Below are 17,551 nucleotides of genomic sequence, written 5' to 3' on the forward strand. Positions count from 1 at the left end.
TATAACTTCTGAAAAAACAGCGTATAATATAAATTATACGCTGTTTCTCTTTAAATTCATTAAAATAATTAAAGTCGACCACTATTGTGTGTTAAATATCTTGCTTTTTCGATTAAATTAACAATAAATACCATTACATACGCATTGAAAGTATAGGAATTTAATAATACATAATTATTATTATGTAAACTAAAGAACAGAACAGATCATTCCGAAGAATATGATTAATTCTATTCGCTTTTATTATTTTTTTAAAAAGAGGATTGTAAAAATTAACTCCATCTAGAGGATGATATTTTGTAGTACATAATTCATCCTCTGAGCGGATTTGAAAAATTGAAAATTGTATTATGATATAAAAAAGAAATAAACTATTTTGTCGGATGCTCTTATTAGAATGTTGCTGGATGTCGACATAAAGATAAAGCGTGTAGAAGGAGATGGATAAACAATGAGTCGTGTCTATAATGTAGAGAATCAATATAACGATCTTCAACAAAAAGAAATTTCGGATAAAATTATCTGGTTTTGTACACCTGTAATGAATAACGAATTTGCAGATGGAGAAGAGTTCAGTAATCAAGAGGACTTGGATATGGAAGAGAAGCAAAGAGTCGAAGAAGAATTGGAGTATCTGAATTCATGGGAACGCGTATTAGAAATTATCTAATGATTACAACTAAATGAATAACAGGAAAAGCAAAAAAAAGCTATAAACATAAACGTTATTTATTTAGCTCGTTTTATTAGCTTTTGTTTTTTGATTATTAGTTTACATAATTAACAATACGTAAACTATAATTTGGTTATCACCATCATACATACCACTTGCCTAAAATGATTTATCAATCACAAGCTATAGATTAGGGTAATAAGCAAGAAGACGTATGTGATTACGTCTCTACACACGTATACCATCTAGCTGTAAAAGCTGATCAAATGATAATTTTAGAGGAGGATAACAATAATGGGATTTAATTTAGGTGGAATGGGCGATCTTAAAGGAATGATTGAAAAAGCAAAAACACCAGGTGGTTTGGTGGAAATCGCTAAAAACTTACCATTGGATCAAATTCTACAAAAACTTCCATTGGAAAAATTATTGACTCCAGAGTTTATGCAAAAACACACTCCATTTCAATCTATTGGAGAATTGTTGCAAAAAGCAGGAGTAGGATCTTCTACAGATTCGGCAGACAAAGTCAAAGAAGTTCCTCAAGGTCAATTGGATAACCAGGTTAAAGAAAGTACTTCTTTTGGTTCTATGCAACAATTGATTCAAAAAGCAGTTGAATTTTATAATTCTCGTCAAGCTGGTGGAAAGTAAGCTTATTATTAATTGATCCCATATAGTTGGATTAAAAAAGAGAATGTAGATAGATTGCATTCTCTTTTTTGTATATAATATTTATTTTGCTTTTTCATTGTTTACATAATTAATATTATGTTTATTCATTGAATTATATTAAGTTAAAAACACAAGTTACGTTTGATAGAATTCAAGTCCTTTCCGAAATAATAACTTAAATACGCTATGATTTAAACACTACTTTATCTCAATCATAATCATACATGAATGATATGAATAAATTAAATTTTTAGTAGTAAATAAGTCCTTTTTCATTTAATAATCCTTTTTATTTATGAATATCTATATTGTAAAGTATGTGATAACAGATAGTAAAACAGATGTAATCGTCATCGCTAGAAGGGGACGCAATGCTTTAGTTCTAAGGTCTTTTAGACTCACATTTAATCCCAGTCCAATCATAGCCATAGTTAAAATAAAAGAAGTGAAGAAAGAGACCTTATTCATAAGACCTGTTGGGATCATAATGAAGTGACCTAGAATATAACTTCCAAATAAGCTCATTATCACAAAACCTAGCAGAAACCACGGAAATTCAATTTTGACATCCGAATGTGAACCTATTTTATTTTTGCATTTCATCCAGTACATTAAAATAAAGCTGAGTGGAACCAGTAAGAAGACACGACCAAGTTTTGCTAATAGTGCAATAGCAAGTGCATCTTGACCAGCCGGTGCTCCTGCCAAAGCAACATGGGCAATTTCGTGTAGACCCACACCTGACCATATACCATATTGAATATTGGTTAAGGGAAGAAAAGGGCGTAGAATTGTATACGTAATCGCAAAAACAGTCCCTACTAAAGCGATAATCCCTGCTCCCATAGCAGTATCTTCATCTTTTACTTTTAAAATAGGTGAAACAGCAGCGATTGCAGCAGCCCCGCATACACCTGTTCCAATACCTAACAATAAGGATAAAGAAGCGTCGGCTTTGAATAGTTTTGCAAGCCATATAGTAAGAAAGATAGAGAATACAATTGTTCCAACATCTCTGATAAGTAACCCTAACCCTTGATGAAGAACAACATCTATATTTAATTTTAATCCAAAAAGAATAATCGCAAGTCTTAACAACCGTTTAGCTGAAAATTGGATTCCAGTGCGAATCTTCTCTGGGTATCCCCAGATTTGGCGATAAAATACAGCAATAATAATTGCACATGCTAATTGACCTACATGATCTAATCCTGGTATTTTGGATACTTCGAATCCTAGCCATGCAATCATAAAAGTGAATCCAATCCCGCCCAACCATAATACAGTTGCAGATGTTTTTTTGTATTGTGCTAATAATATATTCATTTAAACAACTCCTAACTCCTATGTTTACTTCTATATATTAAGAGTATAGTTATTTTAATTATAAGTAAAATAGGTTATTATTATATTTATCATATAAAATTACTTATTATTAAAGTTGAAATAATATCCTAATTTTGTGCTAAGGAGGAATAATTAGAATGGATCAATCTTTGTTAGTATTTACTAAAGTGGCAGAACAAAAAAACTTCACTCGAGCAGCCGAGCTTCTATATATGACACAACCCGCAGTGAGCAATTATATACAAACATTAGAAAAAAATATGGGGATCAAATTGTTAGAAAGAACCAACAAATATGTACGACTGACCAAAGCTGGAGAGATAGTATTCCATCATGCCAAACAGATCTTAGACCTTTACATGCTAACAGACAAGCTTATTGATGACTTAAAAAATACAGCAAGTGGTCCATTTTCTATTGGCGCAAGCTATACGTATGGGGAATACATTCTTCCTCATAAAATCGCTACTATGCTCAAATCTTACCCACTATTAAACCCAATGATTACTATAAAAAATTCTCATGAGATTATAGATTTAATCCAAAAACATAAGATCGATGTTGGTATTATTGAAGGAGAGATTCATAATCAAAATATAAAGGTGATCCCATTTGCTATTGATGAGTTATCTATTGTCATTCCTTCCAATCATTATCTAGCAGAACAACATGAAATAGACCCTTTATTATTAAATTCAGAAACCTGGTTAGTACGTGAAGAAGGCTCTGGAACACGAGAAATGCAAGAAAAAGGATGGAAGCAGTTAGGATTTGAACCGAAGAAGTATATGACATTAGGAAGTACACAAGTAATTAAAGAATCTATTGAAGCAGGTCTAGGTATTTCTATACTTTCGCATGCATCTATCAAAAATGAACTAAAGCTTGGAAAAGTGAAATTGTTTCTTAACGATGGCTTTCCTATCTCACGAAATTTCTCTATTATTACGCCCAAAGTTGATTTCTATACCAAAGCAGTTGAAATATTTATCGAATCTTTGTTATAGCTTCGAAATATTGCACACATCTATATTGATAATTCTAAGATATAAATAACGTTATTAAGCTATTTTTTCTAACCTTTAGTTAACATCATACTTGTCGTAGCAATATAGATTTAGCCCATATATGTGATCCATTACAAACTAAATAAAGAGATAGTATTCATTTTCATTTTATTTTACATAATATTTATTATGTAAAATAAAATGAAAATACAACAAAACTAATGTGGACTATGCAATAGCTATCTAGATTAAATAGTTATGTCTACATCAAACTCTACAAAAAAAGCGAGACTTCTTTTATAAGAAAGTCTCGCTTTTTCTATATCTTAAATTCATTTATATCTTTAAAAGAGTAATTTTAGAATCCTTCACGCAAGAATGTAGTTGCTAGTTTGATAGCACCTTTTTTGGCATTTGTATCTGCCAATACATTTAGCATCACAAAGTCATGGATAATTCCCTGGAAACGAACAGCGGTAACCGGTACACCAGCTTCACGCAGTTTGTTTGCATAAGCTTCACCTTCATCACGCAGTACATCAGCTTCACCTGTGATAACCAAAGCTTCTGGTAGACCACTTAATTGTTCTGTTGTTGCACGAAGAGGGGATGCTGTAATTTGAGCACGCTCATTAGGATCTGTTGTATATTGATCCCAGAACCATTTCATACCGTCGCGTTGCAAGAAATAACCTTCTGCAAATTGTTGATAGGATTCGGTATCGAACGAAGCATCTGTTACTGGATAGAATAACAATTGTTTTTGAATTGTAGGGCCACTGCGTTCTTTAGACATTAGTGTAATAGCCGCTGTCATATTACCACCAACGCTATCGCCACCTACATATAGTTTGGATGCATCCAGACCTTTAGTCGATCCTTCTTTAGCAATCCATTCTACAACAGCATAGATTTCTTCAATTGCTGTTGGATATTTGTGCTCAGGAGAAAGGCTGTAATTTACAAATACTACAGCTACTTCAGCACCTGTTGCAAGTTCACGACTAAGACGATCATGAGTATGTGCATTACCGAATACCCAGCCAGCACCATGAATATATACTAATACAGGCAAAGTCTCAGGAGCATTTTTAGGACGTAAAATACGAACGGATACTTCGCCAGATGGGCCGCCTGCAATCGACAATTCTTCAATATCTACTTCTGGTTTGTATACTTCGCCAGATTGTACTTCATCTACTGTTTCGCGACCTTTTTCTGGACCTAAGTCAGATAGAAATGGAGGCTTAGAGTTGTCATCTGCAAATTTTTGAGCAGCAGGTTCAAGATAAACTTTTTTAAATTCGGTCATCGTAGAATCTCCTCTTCATAAGTAAGTATTTTTGTTTAAAATAATATTTGAATTAATTTTGCAAAATAAAATTTTACGCTGTTTGTTTCTACATAAGTTATACTCTTTTTTACCCGTTTTGAAACGTTCAAACGCTATTATCTATCTTTTTCCCTATTTTTATTTCCGATAGAGAAATAACAATACATCTAATACACTGTTGTATAATAGAAGAAAGCAAGATTGTATAGGAAAGGATGACTTCTGTCTGATGACTATTTATAACGACTCTGAAGAAGAGGATTTTATATATGATGAAGAGATTGAAGCTTTTACCGATTGGATGAAAGATGCAGGCTATACTCGTTATACTCAGAAGTCCTATTTAAGCGATGTATACGAGTTTCTGAATTCTCATGCGATTCGAAATAAACCGCTGGACGAAATGAAAAAAAGGCATGTGCTTTCTTTTCTCAGTAGTGCACGTACACGCGGGGTCAGTGATTCTACAAGAAACCGTAAACATGCAGCAGTCAGTTGCTTTTTCAAAGCTTTAATCGAACTTGAAATGGCTGAACATAATCCTGCTTTTGGAATCAAAAAAGCCAAAACAGAACATAACAAAGCACCTGTTTACTTGGATGAGATCAAGATTACTGAATTTATGCAGTCTGTAGAAGGAAAGTATCGTACACGCAATTTAACGATTTTTTTGTTTATGGCATATATGGGCTTACGAGTTGGAGAAGTGCATGGTCTGAATCTTAACGATTACAATCCTGAACGGGGAACATTGCAAGTGTTGGGAAAAGGACGTAAATGGCGTACTTTACCTGTTCCGAACGCTGTAGCTACTATTCTAAATCAAGCAATTGAAGAACGATTATCACCCTGGAGAGATGGAGAGACAGCACTCTTTATTTCGCAAAAAGGAACACGATTATCGATTCGCAATATTCAGCAGATTGCTACCGATACATTTGATCGTTTTCAAAGTCATATCGAGCCTGAACAACGGCTTCCGTATTCCAGTCATAAATTACGTCATTCATTTGCAACAATGTTATTACGACAAGGTACGGACTTGAGGACAGTACAAGAATTGTTAGGTCACTCTTCAATCCAGACTACAACTATCTATACGCATGTTAGTAATCGCGAGAAAGAAGAAGCAATCTCCAAATTGGATGTACAGCTTCCTTTTGAAATTAAATAATGTGATGTATATCAACTATTAGACAATACAAAGAGGATAGATCGTTTAGTGTCACCAGCGATCTATCCTCTTCGTATATCTTATAAATTAGGGTATTTCTCTTCTCCTTTACAACCAATGTTGTCTGATACAAATTTCTGCTTAACGTTTATCCGGTAAAATAAATTGAGGAATGACACGAATATAAATCAGTTCACCAACCAGCTCCACAATCGTCTGCGTTACAATAATAGCAGCAACTAATGTGCTCCATTGATCTGGCAACGATAAAGCAAGTGGAAGAACGACCAGAGAATTGCGAGTGCCTGCACTAAAAATAACGGCTCGTCCTGATTGGCTATCTAATTTGAACCATTGTACAATCCATCTAGTAAGCAAAGGCATAATACATAGAAACGCAATATAGATCGGAATCACCTGAATAATGATATCGCTATACATAGATAATTTATTGATTTGAGACGATACAATAATAAATAAAGTCAACGCCATGAATGGAACAGGAATCCATGCTGATCCTGCTAATATCCATCGACCGCGCGAAGTTACTTTGCTAGCAAGAAGTTGAATACCGATCGCTAGTATCAATGGCAATACGATAATCATTAGAAAAGATTCAATAAAAGGAGCTGGATTAACCACTTCGGCTGCTTGATTACCCATAAATAACCATAGATAGAATGGTAATAAAATCATTTGAGTAATAAAAAGAATAGGTGTGGCGAGCAAAATCGCTTTTTCATTTCCACGTCCTAAATGCGTAAATACAATAACATAATCTATACATGGAGTAAGAAGTACCAGGTATACTCCTAACAATAGAGGTGCTTGCTGTGGAAGCAATTGCGATAATCCCCAGACTACTATCGGTACAGCAATATAATTAGCAACCAGTAAAGCAACGATAAAACGGCGCTGACCTAAAGACTGTTTTAGATGTAAAAAGGGAATTTGTGTAAACATACCAAACATCAATATAGCAATAACGATCGAGATCAGAAGCTGATGATCCAGAGTAGACATCATTGTAGGAGCGATTAACCCCGCCATCGCGGCTATAATCAAAACAATGATATAGATCCCAATCTGATATTGTTCCAAGTGTTCTCGTGTGATCATAGATTGAACGACTCCTTTAAAATTGAATACTACGATGATGCATGATCATATGAGTTATATATTTATTTGATTATTAGGATCATTTCTTATAGCTTATCATGAGAAAAGGATAAACTTTTTACCAAATTGGAGCCAATGAAAGCTTTTATCTCATAATTTACAGGTTATTCATAAATAATTTTATTAATTCAACGCACCACAGTGTAGTATTATGTAGTTTTTTATAGGTGTCCTTTAATATTATAAAAAAATGTCATAATACCTCACAGTGAAAGGATTTTGTGTATGAATAGTAATAAAGAACAGACTTCTTTATTCAGACGTAAACCTATAGCAGAATCGGAAGACAAAGGGCTAAAAAGAGTACTAGGAGCTCTTGATCTAACGACGCTCGGAGTTGGGGCTATTATTGGAACAGGGATTTTTGTATTAACAGGAGTAGCTGCTGCTAAATATGCAGGGCCTGGTTTGGTACTATCCTTCCTTTTAGCAGGTATTATCTGTGCGTTTGCAGCATTATGTTATTCAGAGTTTGCTTCAACTGTACCGGCTTCAGGGAGTGCTTATACGTATAGTTATACAGCATTCGGTGAAGTGATTGCTTGGATTCTAGGCTGGGACTTGATTCTGGAATACGGATTCGCTAGTGCGGCAGTAGCCAGCGGATGGTCGGGATACTTCCAGAGTCTATTATCAGGGTTCGGTATAGAACTCCCACATGCTCTGACCAGTGCATTTAGTCCAGAAAAAGGAACTTATTTTGATGTGATTGCTTCTGCGATTACATTGATTATTGCATTCTTGTTAACACGCGGAGTAAAAGAAGCAGCGCGTGCGAACGGAATCATGGTTGCTATAAAATTGCTTGTTGTATTGATCTTTATCGGTGTAGGTGTATTTTATGTACAACCTGAGAACTGGCACCCATTCTTGCCTTTCGGTATGGCAGGCGTAACAACAGGAGCTGCAACCGTATTTTTTGCTTATATCGGATTTGATGCAGTGTCTACAGCCGCCGAAGAAGTGAAGCGTCCACAACGTGACTTGCCAATCGGTATTATTGCTTCTCTAGGAATCTGTACGATATTATACATTATTGTTTCGTTGATTTTGACAGGGATTGTACCTTATCAAATGTTGAATGTTAGCGATCCGGTAGCATTTGCTTTTGAATTTGTTAACTTGAATGGTCTGGCTTGGATCGTATCGTTAGGGGCGATTACAGGGATTACTACGGTATTGCTTGTAATGATGTATGGACAAAGTCGTCTATTGTACTCCATGTCTCGTGATGGACTATTGTCTCCAGTCTTTTCTAAAATTAGTGGCAAAGGTCAGACACCCGCTAAAGGAACATGGATTGCGAGTATCATTATCGCTATCTTCGCTGGCTTTATCCCATTGGGAGATCTAGCTGAATTAACTAATATCGGTACATTGTTTGCTTTTGCTGTAGTTAGCTTAGGAATTATTGTACTTCGTCGTAATCATCCTAACTTGAAAAAAGGATTCCGCGTTCCATTGGTTCCTTGGATTCCAATCATTAGTGCGTTAGGTTGTGTATACTTAATGACTCGCCTTGCACCATTGACTTGGATCGTATTTTTTATCTGGTTGTTGGTTGGATTATTGATTTACTTCGCTTATGGACGTAATCATAGTCTATTGAACCCGAATCGCAAAAATCGTTAATCGAACAAAACCTATTATAATAGGTTGTAAGTAAAATCCTCTGAACTGTGGTGTATATCGCAGTTTAGAGGATTTTTTTAGCTATTTAGCGATGATATCTATAGTAGTATGCCTGTCTATAATGGTCATAAAAGTATTGAGATTATAATTGATATGCAATATATTGGTTTTATGAAAAAAAATCTAATACAAAAAATAAGTCGACCGACGTTACGTGATCAAGTCTATACTACACTGAAACAAGGTATTGTTACTTTAGAATTACTACCAGAACAGAAATTAAATGATACAGAATTAGCAGAGCAATTCGGGGTTAGTCGTACTCCGGTGCGCGAAGCACTCAAACGATTGGAGGATGAAGGATTAATCGAGTCTTTTCCTGGAGCGATTACGCGGGTTGCACCTCTCTATGAAGAATCAGCAGTACATGCTTTGACAGTGGCGGCAGTCTTGCATGGTTTAGCGGCACGCTTATCTATTCCTTACTTGGAAGGCATACATTATGATATGCTAAAACAGTTCAATCAAGAGCTGATCATTGCTCTTCAACAGCAGAACGCTTCTGCGGCGATTCAAGCAGATGATCAATTTCATAATGTATTTGTACAACAAGCCAATAATCCCGAGATTATAGCTACACTTAGCCGGGTTATGCCAAAGATTAGACGATTAGAGTATGCCAAGTTCAGCAGTATTGATCATACAAATTCACCAGAAGATCACAGACGGATTATAGAAGCTTGTGAAGCCAAAGATAGCGTATTGACTGCTGAGCGAATAGAACGTAACTGGATGAGTCTGGGTAACTGGTTAGCTTCTGCTGGTCATTCTCAAACGGCTACCGACTCAGGTCAACGATGAAAGCTGTTTTGATTGGTGTCGCAGCCGCATTCTTTTTTGCTTTTACATTTGTACTTAATCGCTCGATGGAAGTCGGTGGAGGAAGCTGGTTATGGAGTGCATCGCTCCGTTACTTTTTTATGATTCCTTTACTAGCTCTACTGGTTATGTTACGTGGTAATCTTACAGCATTATGGCTTGAAATGAAAAAATCTCCTCTGCAATGGTTGCTATGGAGTATTATCGGGTTTGGTTTATTTTATGCACCGCTATGTGCGGCGGCTATTTACTCACCTGGTTGGTTAACTGCGGCGGCTTTTGAAATGACGATTGTTGCGGGTATGATTATGTCACCGTTATTTTGGTTTGTACGGTATACTCCACAAGGATCGATAAAAGAACGGGGCAAAATACCAAGAGTAGGCATGTTAGCAGCGCTGATCATTTTAACAGGGATCGGCTTAATGCAGTGGGAACAAATCAGGCAGAATACAGAAGGTGCTAGCTGGCAAGGCATTGTACTAATCACTATTGCTGCCTTTGCTTATCCACTAGGCAACCGTAAAATGATGGAAGTCTGTGATGGACGATTGGATGCTTTTCAGCGAACACTGGGTATGAGTATTGGGAGTCTGCCCGTATGGATTATTTTGGCGCTGATTGGATATCTGGGCTCGGGGTTGCCTTCTGTTGCCCAGACCGGACAGACATTTCTAGTAGCATTGTTCTCCGGCGTTGTAGCCACAGTGTTGTTCTTCGGGGCTACCGATCAAGTGAGACATCATCCTGCTCGTCTGGCGACTGTAGAAGCAACACAGGCGCTGGAAGTTGTATTCACGTTACTGGGAGAATGGTTACTTCTTGGCGTGATGCTATCTTCAATAGGAATGTGGATAGGATTGGTACTTGTTATCGGTGGTATGGGTGTTAACGCATGGTTATCGATTCGTGAACCAGGTATCACGCGCAAGCGAAAGTCCAATCATTCGGTGATATAATATTTTTTTGGGATATAATCTAAAATTCGATAATGATCCGCTGAGTATAAATAGTCATTATTTGAATAATTGAGCGATATTAAAGGAGTTTATTATGCGATTTGATATTCAATTTTTATCTTTTTTTGTACTGCAAGTGGAAGGCAAAGAAGGGCAAACGAACAAAAATTATAAACATTATCAGACACTAGATGAAGATGAGTATGAAGAAAGTGAAATCAAAAAATTTCTTCATGCTGAATTTACCCGTACCGCTAAGCGCAAAGTAGAAAAAAATCCAGGCACAGAACAACCACCTACCAAAATAGGTACATTTTTAGTAGAACCGGGACATGAATTGACCAGTAATCCCAATTTTAATTTATTTACGCGTCTTAGAGCGGTCGATAATAAAGAAGATTTCAAAAATGCTTGTGATGATCTGGTACGTAGCTATCTGGAAACAAGTTCGGTACGTGGTGGAGCATTGATTATTACGCAAGCGAAGCTGGATACTCATTTTGATGATCCGTTTATTTTTGTGATGAAATGTGATTTTGAACAGAGGATTGCCCGTATCTCTGATGAACGAAGTCTGATTAGCGAAGTAGAGATGGCGATCAGTGCTCGTAATATGAAATCTATCCAATACCCTCATATGCCAGAAGAAGGGATGATTGAAGAATGGGAGCTCAAAATTCATCAATCGTCTCATGCCCGTTATTTTGAAGACTTTTTGAAATATATTACGTATGAGCAATCGATTCCTGAGATTGTCAATGAACGTGTGATGGATTATGTACAGACCTATGTTGAAGAAAAGTGGCCGGATGCGACCAACTTGGAACGCCAACAAGAAGAGCATGATCTAGAATTGTGGGCAGCCAGTGAAAAGCGGGATATTCAAGAAAAATGGGAACCTCAACATGTCATCGAAGCAGCAGAGCGTATCGTAGAGATCAAGCCAGAGATTGAGATCAAAATGAAGCTAGGGGATACCAGTATTCGTGGATTACTCGCTGATTATGGATACCGACTTCATATTGCCAAGTTAGGCGATCATTATGCTATGGTGATTGAAGGCGATGCGTTTACCTTTGATAAAGGATTCTCCCCGGTCGAACTGTTACAGCCAGAACCATTTGAAGTGGTCGCTAGACGATTGGTAGATCGTGCCAATGAAGCACCTGAACGTGAGGATGATATTCCTTATTGATCACATCATAGCAAATAAGGATCTATAACATAGAAGAAAAGTGGATTCAGGGTTTTATACCTAAATCCACTTTTTTTATACGGAGCAGTTATTTGATCGATTGGTACGAGTTAGAGATTTGTCATATGAATAGAAGATAGTCTATAGTTATCTATATACGACTTAAATATCTAGCTGTGCAATCTGATCTTTTAATTTTTGCGCAGAAGCACGTAGTAATTGTTCTTCATGCTCATTCATAGGAATCGGTAGTTTTGCCTGAATACCATCTCGACCGACAATAGCAGGTACACCGAGGTATACGTCAGAGATTCCATGATAATCTTCAAGCAGAGAAGATACATTCAGTACAGCGTGTTCGTTTTGCAAAATTGCTGCTACAATGCGGTCAAGTGCTAAGGCAATCGCATACGATGTAGAGCCTTTGGCATTGATAATTTCATATGCAGCATTTTTAGTATTTTCAAAAATTTCGTTCTGTTTGTCTTCTTCAAAATCAAGTGGAGCTCCTGCAATATTAGACAGACTCCATACAGGCAACTCGGAATCACCGTGTTCTCCGATAATATGAGCATGAATACTACGAGGATCGATTCCTTTTTCTTTACCAATTAAATAACGGAAGCGTGCGCTATCGAGTAATGTACCGGAACCGATCACTCGATTAGATGGCCAGCCGCTTTTTTTCCAGGATACATAACTAAGGATATCTACTGGATTAGTAGCAATCAGTAGAATACCACTATTATTATATTTCGTAATATTCGAAATAATGTCTTCGAAGATGGCTGAGTTCCGATTTAACAAATCAATCCGGGTTTCGCCTGGACGTTGATTTGAACCGGCAGCGATAATGATAATATCTGCGTCTTTGCAATCCGAATAATCACCTGCCCATAGTTTGACGCCGCCAACAAATGGGAGTCCGTGGTTCATATCGAGTGCTTCGCCAAGAGCTTTGTTATGATTTGCGTCAATAAAGACGAGTTCAGACATTCTCTTGTGGAGTAAAAGAGTGTAAGCGGTTGTGGAGCCAACGGCTCCTGTGCCAATAACAACGACACGGTGGGGCTTGGATACAGATTCAGATACTGTCATTTTTTATCATCTCCTTAATTGATTTTTGTTACAGATTCGCTACTATTGTAACGGAAAGCGTGACCAATGTAAAAAGGATCACAAATCTAAAAGAGTATAAAGTGGCTGAAAACCCTGCTAAAACAGCGAAATCTGTAATCGCTTGTAACTTTTCTGTAAACAACCTATGTTCATTTTAGTTTACTCTTATAAGGGTCATGAATAATCGAAATACGATAGCTTTATGTAAGTGCGGAAGGAGAGAAGGAATGAAGTTAACTATGCGCAAAGCGCTTTTCATATGGATCACACTTGTTTTTGTACTTAGTGCTTGTCAATCGTCTACAAGTGAATACGATCCAGCAGCAGACAAAGCATCATCTCAAGAACTTAAAAAAATGCAAACAGAAGATCAAGGGCAGACACTCACCCTTAACCATACAGCAACATCTGATACCAAGCAGGGGGCTCCTGCTGCAAAAGGATATAAGATTCAGACCAGACTTACAGATTTTCAACTGCTTAGTGCTAGTGCAGGTCTTGCGTGGGGTGTAACCCGTAATGAATTACGTATCTATGTTACACAGGACAGCGGAGACACATGGGACAATGTATCTCCTGCTCAAACGGTTACCTTTTCTGAACCGCCTACTTATGGGAAAGATATCTTTTTCCTTAATCAAAATAATGGCTGGGTGATTCGCAATGCGTCTGGTGTAGGAGAAACACTAATTCTGCACACGACCGATGGCGGACAAAATTGGAACTTTGCTACATTAAATGATGAAGCTACTGTATTAGGTATTTATTTTATTGATAGTAGCAATGGTTGGGTAATGACTTCTTTGGATTCATCAAAAGATTCAGAAGATATCCAAGAGAAAGCATTATATACAACGACCGATGGCGGTAATACGTGGAAAAAAATCATGCAAAACACAGGCGTATTTGTCACTGAAGGTTCAACAGCTCAAGCTATTCCACAAGTAGGTAAGCTGGTAGGAATGTCTTTCCGAGATCGAAATAATGGATTTGTCACACTGGAACAACATGGTACACCTCATCTATATATTACAAGCGATGGGGGCAAAACATGGAAAACAGGGCCAGACTTTGATAAAAATAAAAAATTGCCTGCTTGCCATTCATTAACTACAGGAAAACCTCAATTTTTTGGTGATAGCAAAACAGCAGGATGGATGAATATTGGTTGTGTGAAAGATAACCAGACGAGCTACAATGGATACTTTACTCATGATGCAGGGAAGACATGGAACTTTGCTCCATTTGCTTTACAAGCGCAGACCGGAGTAAATCAATCGATGGGACCTACTTTTTTAAATGACAAAATTGGATGGTCTGTCGTCAATGGAGTCGTATACCGCACAGGGAATCAAGGCAAGACGTGGAAAGCTTTACCTGTAAACAATACCTTGCAGAACACGTTAAGCAAATATCCTGAATTGGTTAAATTGCAATTTTTCTCCGCAGATGTAGGCTGGTTGTTAGTTGCCAAAAATGAAGAACGACGTTCTTTGTTGATGCAGACAACAGACGGCGGCAAAACATGGCATGTCTTATAATTAGCTGAAAATAATATAATGCGTAAGTCAAAAAGATCGATGACATTAACCTATCGGGTGCGGTGTCATCGATCTTTTTGCTTGTATAAATAACTCTATTTTAGAACATCAAAAAATAATTTAAAATTTTGTATTGAATGTGAAATAAATCACATTATTATAATATTAAATCAGTTATGCTTGGGATGTAGAAAAAACAAGGAGATGATTAAGATGAGAAACAATACTAATGAGAATCTTACAACGTTTTACATGAACCTTTGCTACACTTGTCTGGATGCTAATGAATGTCGTGAAGAAGAAGCTTGCAAAGCATGTTGGGCAGATCAAGGTGTACTTGATGCCGCTAAAGATGATACTCAGGAGCTTTTACAAGCTTATTATGCATAATCAATTAGCAAATGTACCTGCAAATACAAGTAGACATTCAAAAGGAATTTATATGGGCACTTCATAAAGGAACACACTTCACAGATGGATAAGAAGTGTGTTCCTTTGTTATATTTAGAGTAGCAGATTACATAAGAGCCAAACAGGCGTGTTTCGTAATGGGTTTAATCGTTGAAATAAGCAGTATAGAACAATGATACTTATAGCCGAACTCAAAAGGGGATATATTATGAAATATGCTTCTAAAACAGTTATCGTAACAGGTGCCGCCAAAGGTATCGGTAAAGCCGTAGCCGAAAGTTATGCCGCAGAAGGGGCTACCGTATTTCTAACAGACACGTTAGAGTCTGAAGGTGCTTCAGCCGCCGCTACTATTCGTGAAAGTGGTGGACAGGCGCATTTTTTACCTTGTGATGTACGTAGTGAACAAGATGTGATCGATACTATTCAGGAGATTGTAAATACAACCGGACAGATTGATGTAGTCATTAACAATGCGGGAGTATCTCGCTGGAAATCGCCGTATGAATTAAGTCTGGATGAGTGGGACGATGTAATGAATACCAATGTAAGAGCATGTTTCTTGGTATCTCGCGAAGCTGCTAAAGTGATGCGTGATCATGAGGGTGGTTCGATCGTTAACATTTCCTCAACGCGTGCTCATATGTCTGAGCCTAACTCTGAAGCTTATGCGGCTTCTAAAGGCGGTATTACAGCGATCACGCATGCTTTATCCGTATCGCTAGGGCCTGATCATATTACTGTTAATGCGATTAGCCCTGGCTGGATCGAGACAGGCGATTATAGTGCTTTGACCAAAGAAGATCACGCGCAACATCCTGCTGGACGTGTAGGTACACCTCAAGATGTAGCAAGAACCTGTTTATTTTTAACTGATCCCGAAAATTCTTTTATCACAGGGGCAGAATTAATCGTCGATGGTGGCATGACGCGCAAAATGATCTATGTCGAATAGAACATAGTATAATGCACATAACAAAAAGAGATGCGATATATTCGCACCTCTTTTTTTTGTATATACAATTTGTTGAATTTGTATCGTAATGTATCTATTGGTAGGCATGTATAAATCAGCTTCAAATATAACTCAAGCTCAAGCCCAAGCCCAATTCCAATAGAATGATCACGTGCTATTAATTAGAAGTCACTAGACGCTTGCTCCATTTTTCTTTGAACAAAGGTAGTGTACTTTCACCAAAAATCTGTGCTTCTTCTAAGTGAGGATAGCTGGATAGAATAAAAGAAGTGATTCCAATCTCTGCATATTCGATTAGACGATCTGAGACTTGATCCGGTGTACCGACAAACATCAAAGCTCCGCCTGAACGAAGATTAGATAATCCTGCCCAAAGGTTAGGGCCAACTATGAAATCGTTTTGAGCGGCTGCATCTCGAATCTGATTTTGACGAGTCTGACCTGTAGCCCCTGTCTGGCTAAATGAAGCTTTGGCACGTTCAATCGTTTCTGGATCGATATCTTTGATCAGATCACGTGCAGCTTGCCATGCTTCTTCTTCAGTATCACGAACTAGAACCTGGGCACGCATACCGATCCGAAGAGGGCGTACTTCGCCATGTTCTTGTGCATAATCTGCTTGAGCTTGCTTGAGTTCTTCCACTTGTTCCCGAATCATCTCAAGCGGTTCACCCCACATTAGAAATACATCTGAATACGCCGCACCAACTGATTTTGCCATAGCTGAACTGCCGCCAAAGTAGATAGGAAGTGTTGGTTTTTGAACTGTAGCAGGGCGACTTGTACCGCCTTTTAATTCATAGTATTCTCCTTTGAAATCCACTTTGTGATTGGATACAGAAGAGCGATTGGAACTTCCAAACTCTGTTGAAGAAAGACCAGCAGCTTGTTCCCACACGCTTTTCATAATATGCACATATTCACGAGTACGTGCATATTTCTCATCATGAGCACGAGCAAGTGGATCGCCCAATTCTTCTAGATCATCAGGAGAACTGCCAGTCACGATATTGATACGTGCTCGTCCACCGGATAAATTATCTAGCGCCGCTGCCATACGTGCTGCTAATACAGGAGCTATCAATCCCGGGCGCAGAGCGACAAGAGGCTTGAGTGTACGAGTTGCGCCAATAATTGCTGATCCAACTACCCATGAATCCAGACATGCACCACCTGTTGGAATCAAAGCAAATTCAAATCCTGCTTTTTCAGCGGTCTGGGCAACATTTGTTAAATATTCAAGTGTTGGAGGGCGCTCCGATTCTTGTCCAAAACGTGTTCCATCTCCCATTGTAGGTAAAAACCAGCCAAATTCGACTTCATCCCGTTGAATATGATCAGATGTTGACATAATACTATCTCCTTTAAAAAGTCATCTATATTTTGAATACGTCATTTATCATTGTCACTAATAAACTAATCCGACAAGCATACTTGGTATAAATGATACT

General features: G+C 37.6%; 16 protein-coding genes. 11 read left to right on the plus strand and 5 right to left on the minus strand.

Features of this window, described 5'->3' with window-relative positions:
- Positions 1-451 precede the first annotated feature (451 nt).
- The gene (locus tag ACFSGI_RS10055) at positions 452-670 is read left to right on the plus strand and encodes a hypothetical protein (RefSeq protein ID WP_204824003.1); all 219 of its coding nucleotides are present in this window, start codon (positions 452-454) and stop codon (positions 668-670) included.
- Between the two features lie 297 nt (positions 671-967).
- Positions 968-1,327, plus strand: a complete 360-nt coding sequence (locus ACFSGI_RS10060) for a hypothetical protein (protein WP_204824004.1) — start codon at positions 968-970, stop codon at positions 1,325-1,327.
- Between the two features lie 324 nt (positions 1,328-1,651).
- On the opposite strand, the gene ACFSGI_RS10065 is transcribed toward ACFSGI_RS10060, so the two are convergent.
- Positions 1,652-2,674, minus strand: a complete 1,023-nt coding sequence (locus tag ACFSGI_RS10065) for a YeiH family protein (RefSeq protein WP_204824005.1) — start codon at positions 2,672-2,674, stop codon at positions 1,652-1,654.
- Positions 2,675-2,832: 158 nt separating this feature from the next.
- Here ACFSGI_RS10065 and ACFSGI_RS10070 point away from each other — a divergent pair, with 158 nt between their 5' ends.
- Positions 2,833-3,702, plus strand: a complete 870-nt coding sequence (locus ACFSGI_RS10070) for a LysR family transcriptional regulator (protein ID WP_204824006.1) — start codon at positions 2,833-2,835, stop codon at positions 3,700-3,702.
- A gap of 358 nt (positions 3,703-4,060) precedes the next feature.
- Here the strand turns inward: ACFSGI_RS10070 and ACFSGI_RS10075 are convergent, their stop codons facing one another.
- Positions 4,061-5,014: an alpha/beta hydrolase gene (locus ACFSGI_RS10075; RefSeq protein ID WP_204824007.1), complete on the minus strand. Its 954-nt coding sequence runs from the start codon at positions 5,012-5,014 to the stop codon at positions 4,061-4,063.
- Between the two features lie 250 nt (positions 5,015-5,264).
- Here ACFSGI_RS10075 and ACFSGI_RS10080 point away from each other — a divergent pair, with 250 nt between their 5' ends.
- Complete coding sequence (locus ACFSGI_RS10080; protein WP_204824008.1) at positions 5,265-6,209, plus strand: tyrosine-type recombinase/integrase; 945 nt, start codon at positions 5,265-5,267, stop codon at positions 6,207-6,209.
- Between the two features lie 141 nt (positions 6,210-6,350).
- Here the strand turns inward: ACFSGI_RS10080 and ACFSGI_RS10085 are convergent, their stop codons facing one another.
- A complete protein-coding gene (locus ACFSGI_RS10085; RefSeq protein WP_204824009.1) occupies positions 6,351-7,328 on the minus strand; it encodes an arsenic resistance protein in 978 nt (325 codons plus the stop codon).
- Between the two features lie 285 nt (positions 7,329-7,613).
- Here ACFSGI_RS10085 and ACFSGI_RS10090 point away from each other — a divergent pair, with 285 nt between their 5' ends.
- The 4 genes from ACFSGI_RS10090 to ACFSGI_RS10105 all read left to right on the plus strand — a co-directional run bounded on the left by ACFSGI_RS10090 (position 7,614) and on the right by ACFSGI_RS10105 (position 12,053).
- Positions 7,614-9,020 (plus strand): amino acid permease, encoded by a 1,407-nt coding sequence (locus tag ACFSGI_RS10090; RefSeq protein WP_204824010.1) that lies wholly within the window; start codon positions 7,614-7,616, stop codon positions 9,018-9,020.
- A 171-nt stretch (positions 9,021-9,191) separates the two neighbouring features.
- Positions 9,192-9,881 (plus strand): GntR family transcriptional regulator, encoded by a 690-nt coding sequence (locus tag ACFSGI_RS10095; RefSeq protein ID WP_204824978.1) that lies wholly within the window; start codon positions 9,192-9,194, stop codon positions 9,879-9,881.
- Complete coding sequence (locus tag ACFSGI_RS10100) at positions 9,878-10,858, plus strand: DMT family transporter (RefSeq protein ID WP_204824011.1); 981 nt, start codon at positions 9,878-9,880, stop codon at positions 10,856-10,858. Before ACFSGI_RS10095 ends, ACFSGI_RS10100 begins: the two co-directional genes overlap by 4 nt.
- Before the next feature lie 94 nt (positions 10,859-10,952).
- Positions 10,953-12,053 carry a DUF3900 domain-containing protein gene (locus tag ACFSGI_RS10105; RefSeq protein WP_204824012.1) on the plus strand — a complete coding sequence of 367 codons (1,101 nt, stop codon included), beginning with the start codon at positions 10,953-10,955 and terminating at the stop codon, positions 12,051-12,053.
- A 162-nt stretch (positions 12,054-12,215) separates the two neighbouring features.
- Here ACFSGI_RS10105 and ACFSGI_RS10110 read toward each other — a convergent pair whose 3' ends face one another.
- Complete coding sequence (locus tag ACFSGI_RS10110; RefSeq protein WP_204824013.1) at positions 12,216-13,151, minus strand: L-lactate dehydrogenase; 936 nt, start codon at positions 13,149-13,151, stop codon at positions 12,216-12,218.
- A gap of 248 nt (positions 13,152-13,399) precedes the next feature.
- Here ACFSGI_RS10110 and ACFSGI_RS10115 point away from each other — a divergent pair, with 248 nt between their 5' ends.
- From ACFSGI_RS10115 to ACFSGI_RS10125, 3 genes are all read left to right on the plus strand, one after another.
- Positions 13,400-14,713 (plus strand): WD40/YVTN/BNR-like repeat-containing protein, encoded by a 1,314-nt coding sequence (locus tag ACFSGI_RS10115; protein WP_204824014.1) that lies wholly within the window; start codon positions 13,400-13,402, stop codon positions 14,711-14,713.
- Positions 14,714-14,926: 213 nt separating this feature from the next.
- Positions 14,927-15,103: a hypothetical protein gene (locus ACFSGI_RS10120; protein ID WP_204824015.1), complete on the plus strand. Its 177-nt coding sequence runs from the start codon at positions 14,927-14,929 to the stop codon at positions 15,101-15,103.
- 229 nt (positions 15,104-15,332) lie between these two features.
- Positions 15,333-16,079 (plus strand): SDR family NAD(P)-dependent oxidoreductase, encoded by a 747-nt coding sequence (locus ACFSGI_RS10125; RefSeq protein WP_204824016.1) that lies wholly within the window; start codon positions 15,333-15,335, stop codon positions 16,077-16,079.
- A 178-nt stretch (positions 16,080-16,257) separates the two neighbouring features.
- Here ACFSGI_RS10125 and ACFSGI_RS10130 read toward each other — a convergent pair whose 3' ends face one another.
- A complete protein-coding gene (locus ACFSGI_RS10130) occupies positions 16,258-17,451 on the minus strand; it encodes an LLM class flavin-dependent oxidoreductase (protein WP_204824017.1) in 1,194 nt (397 codons plus the stop codon).
- Positions 17,452-17,551 lie beyond the last annotated feature (100 nt).

The sequence above is a fragment of the Paenibacillus nicotianae genome (assembly GCF_042681745.1).
GTDB lineage: Bacteria > Bacillota > Bacilli > Paenibacillales > Paenibacillaceae > Saccharibacillus > Saccharibacillus nicotianae.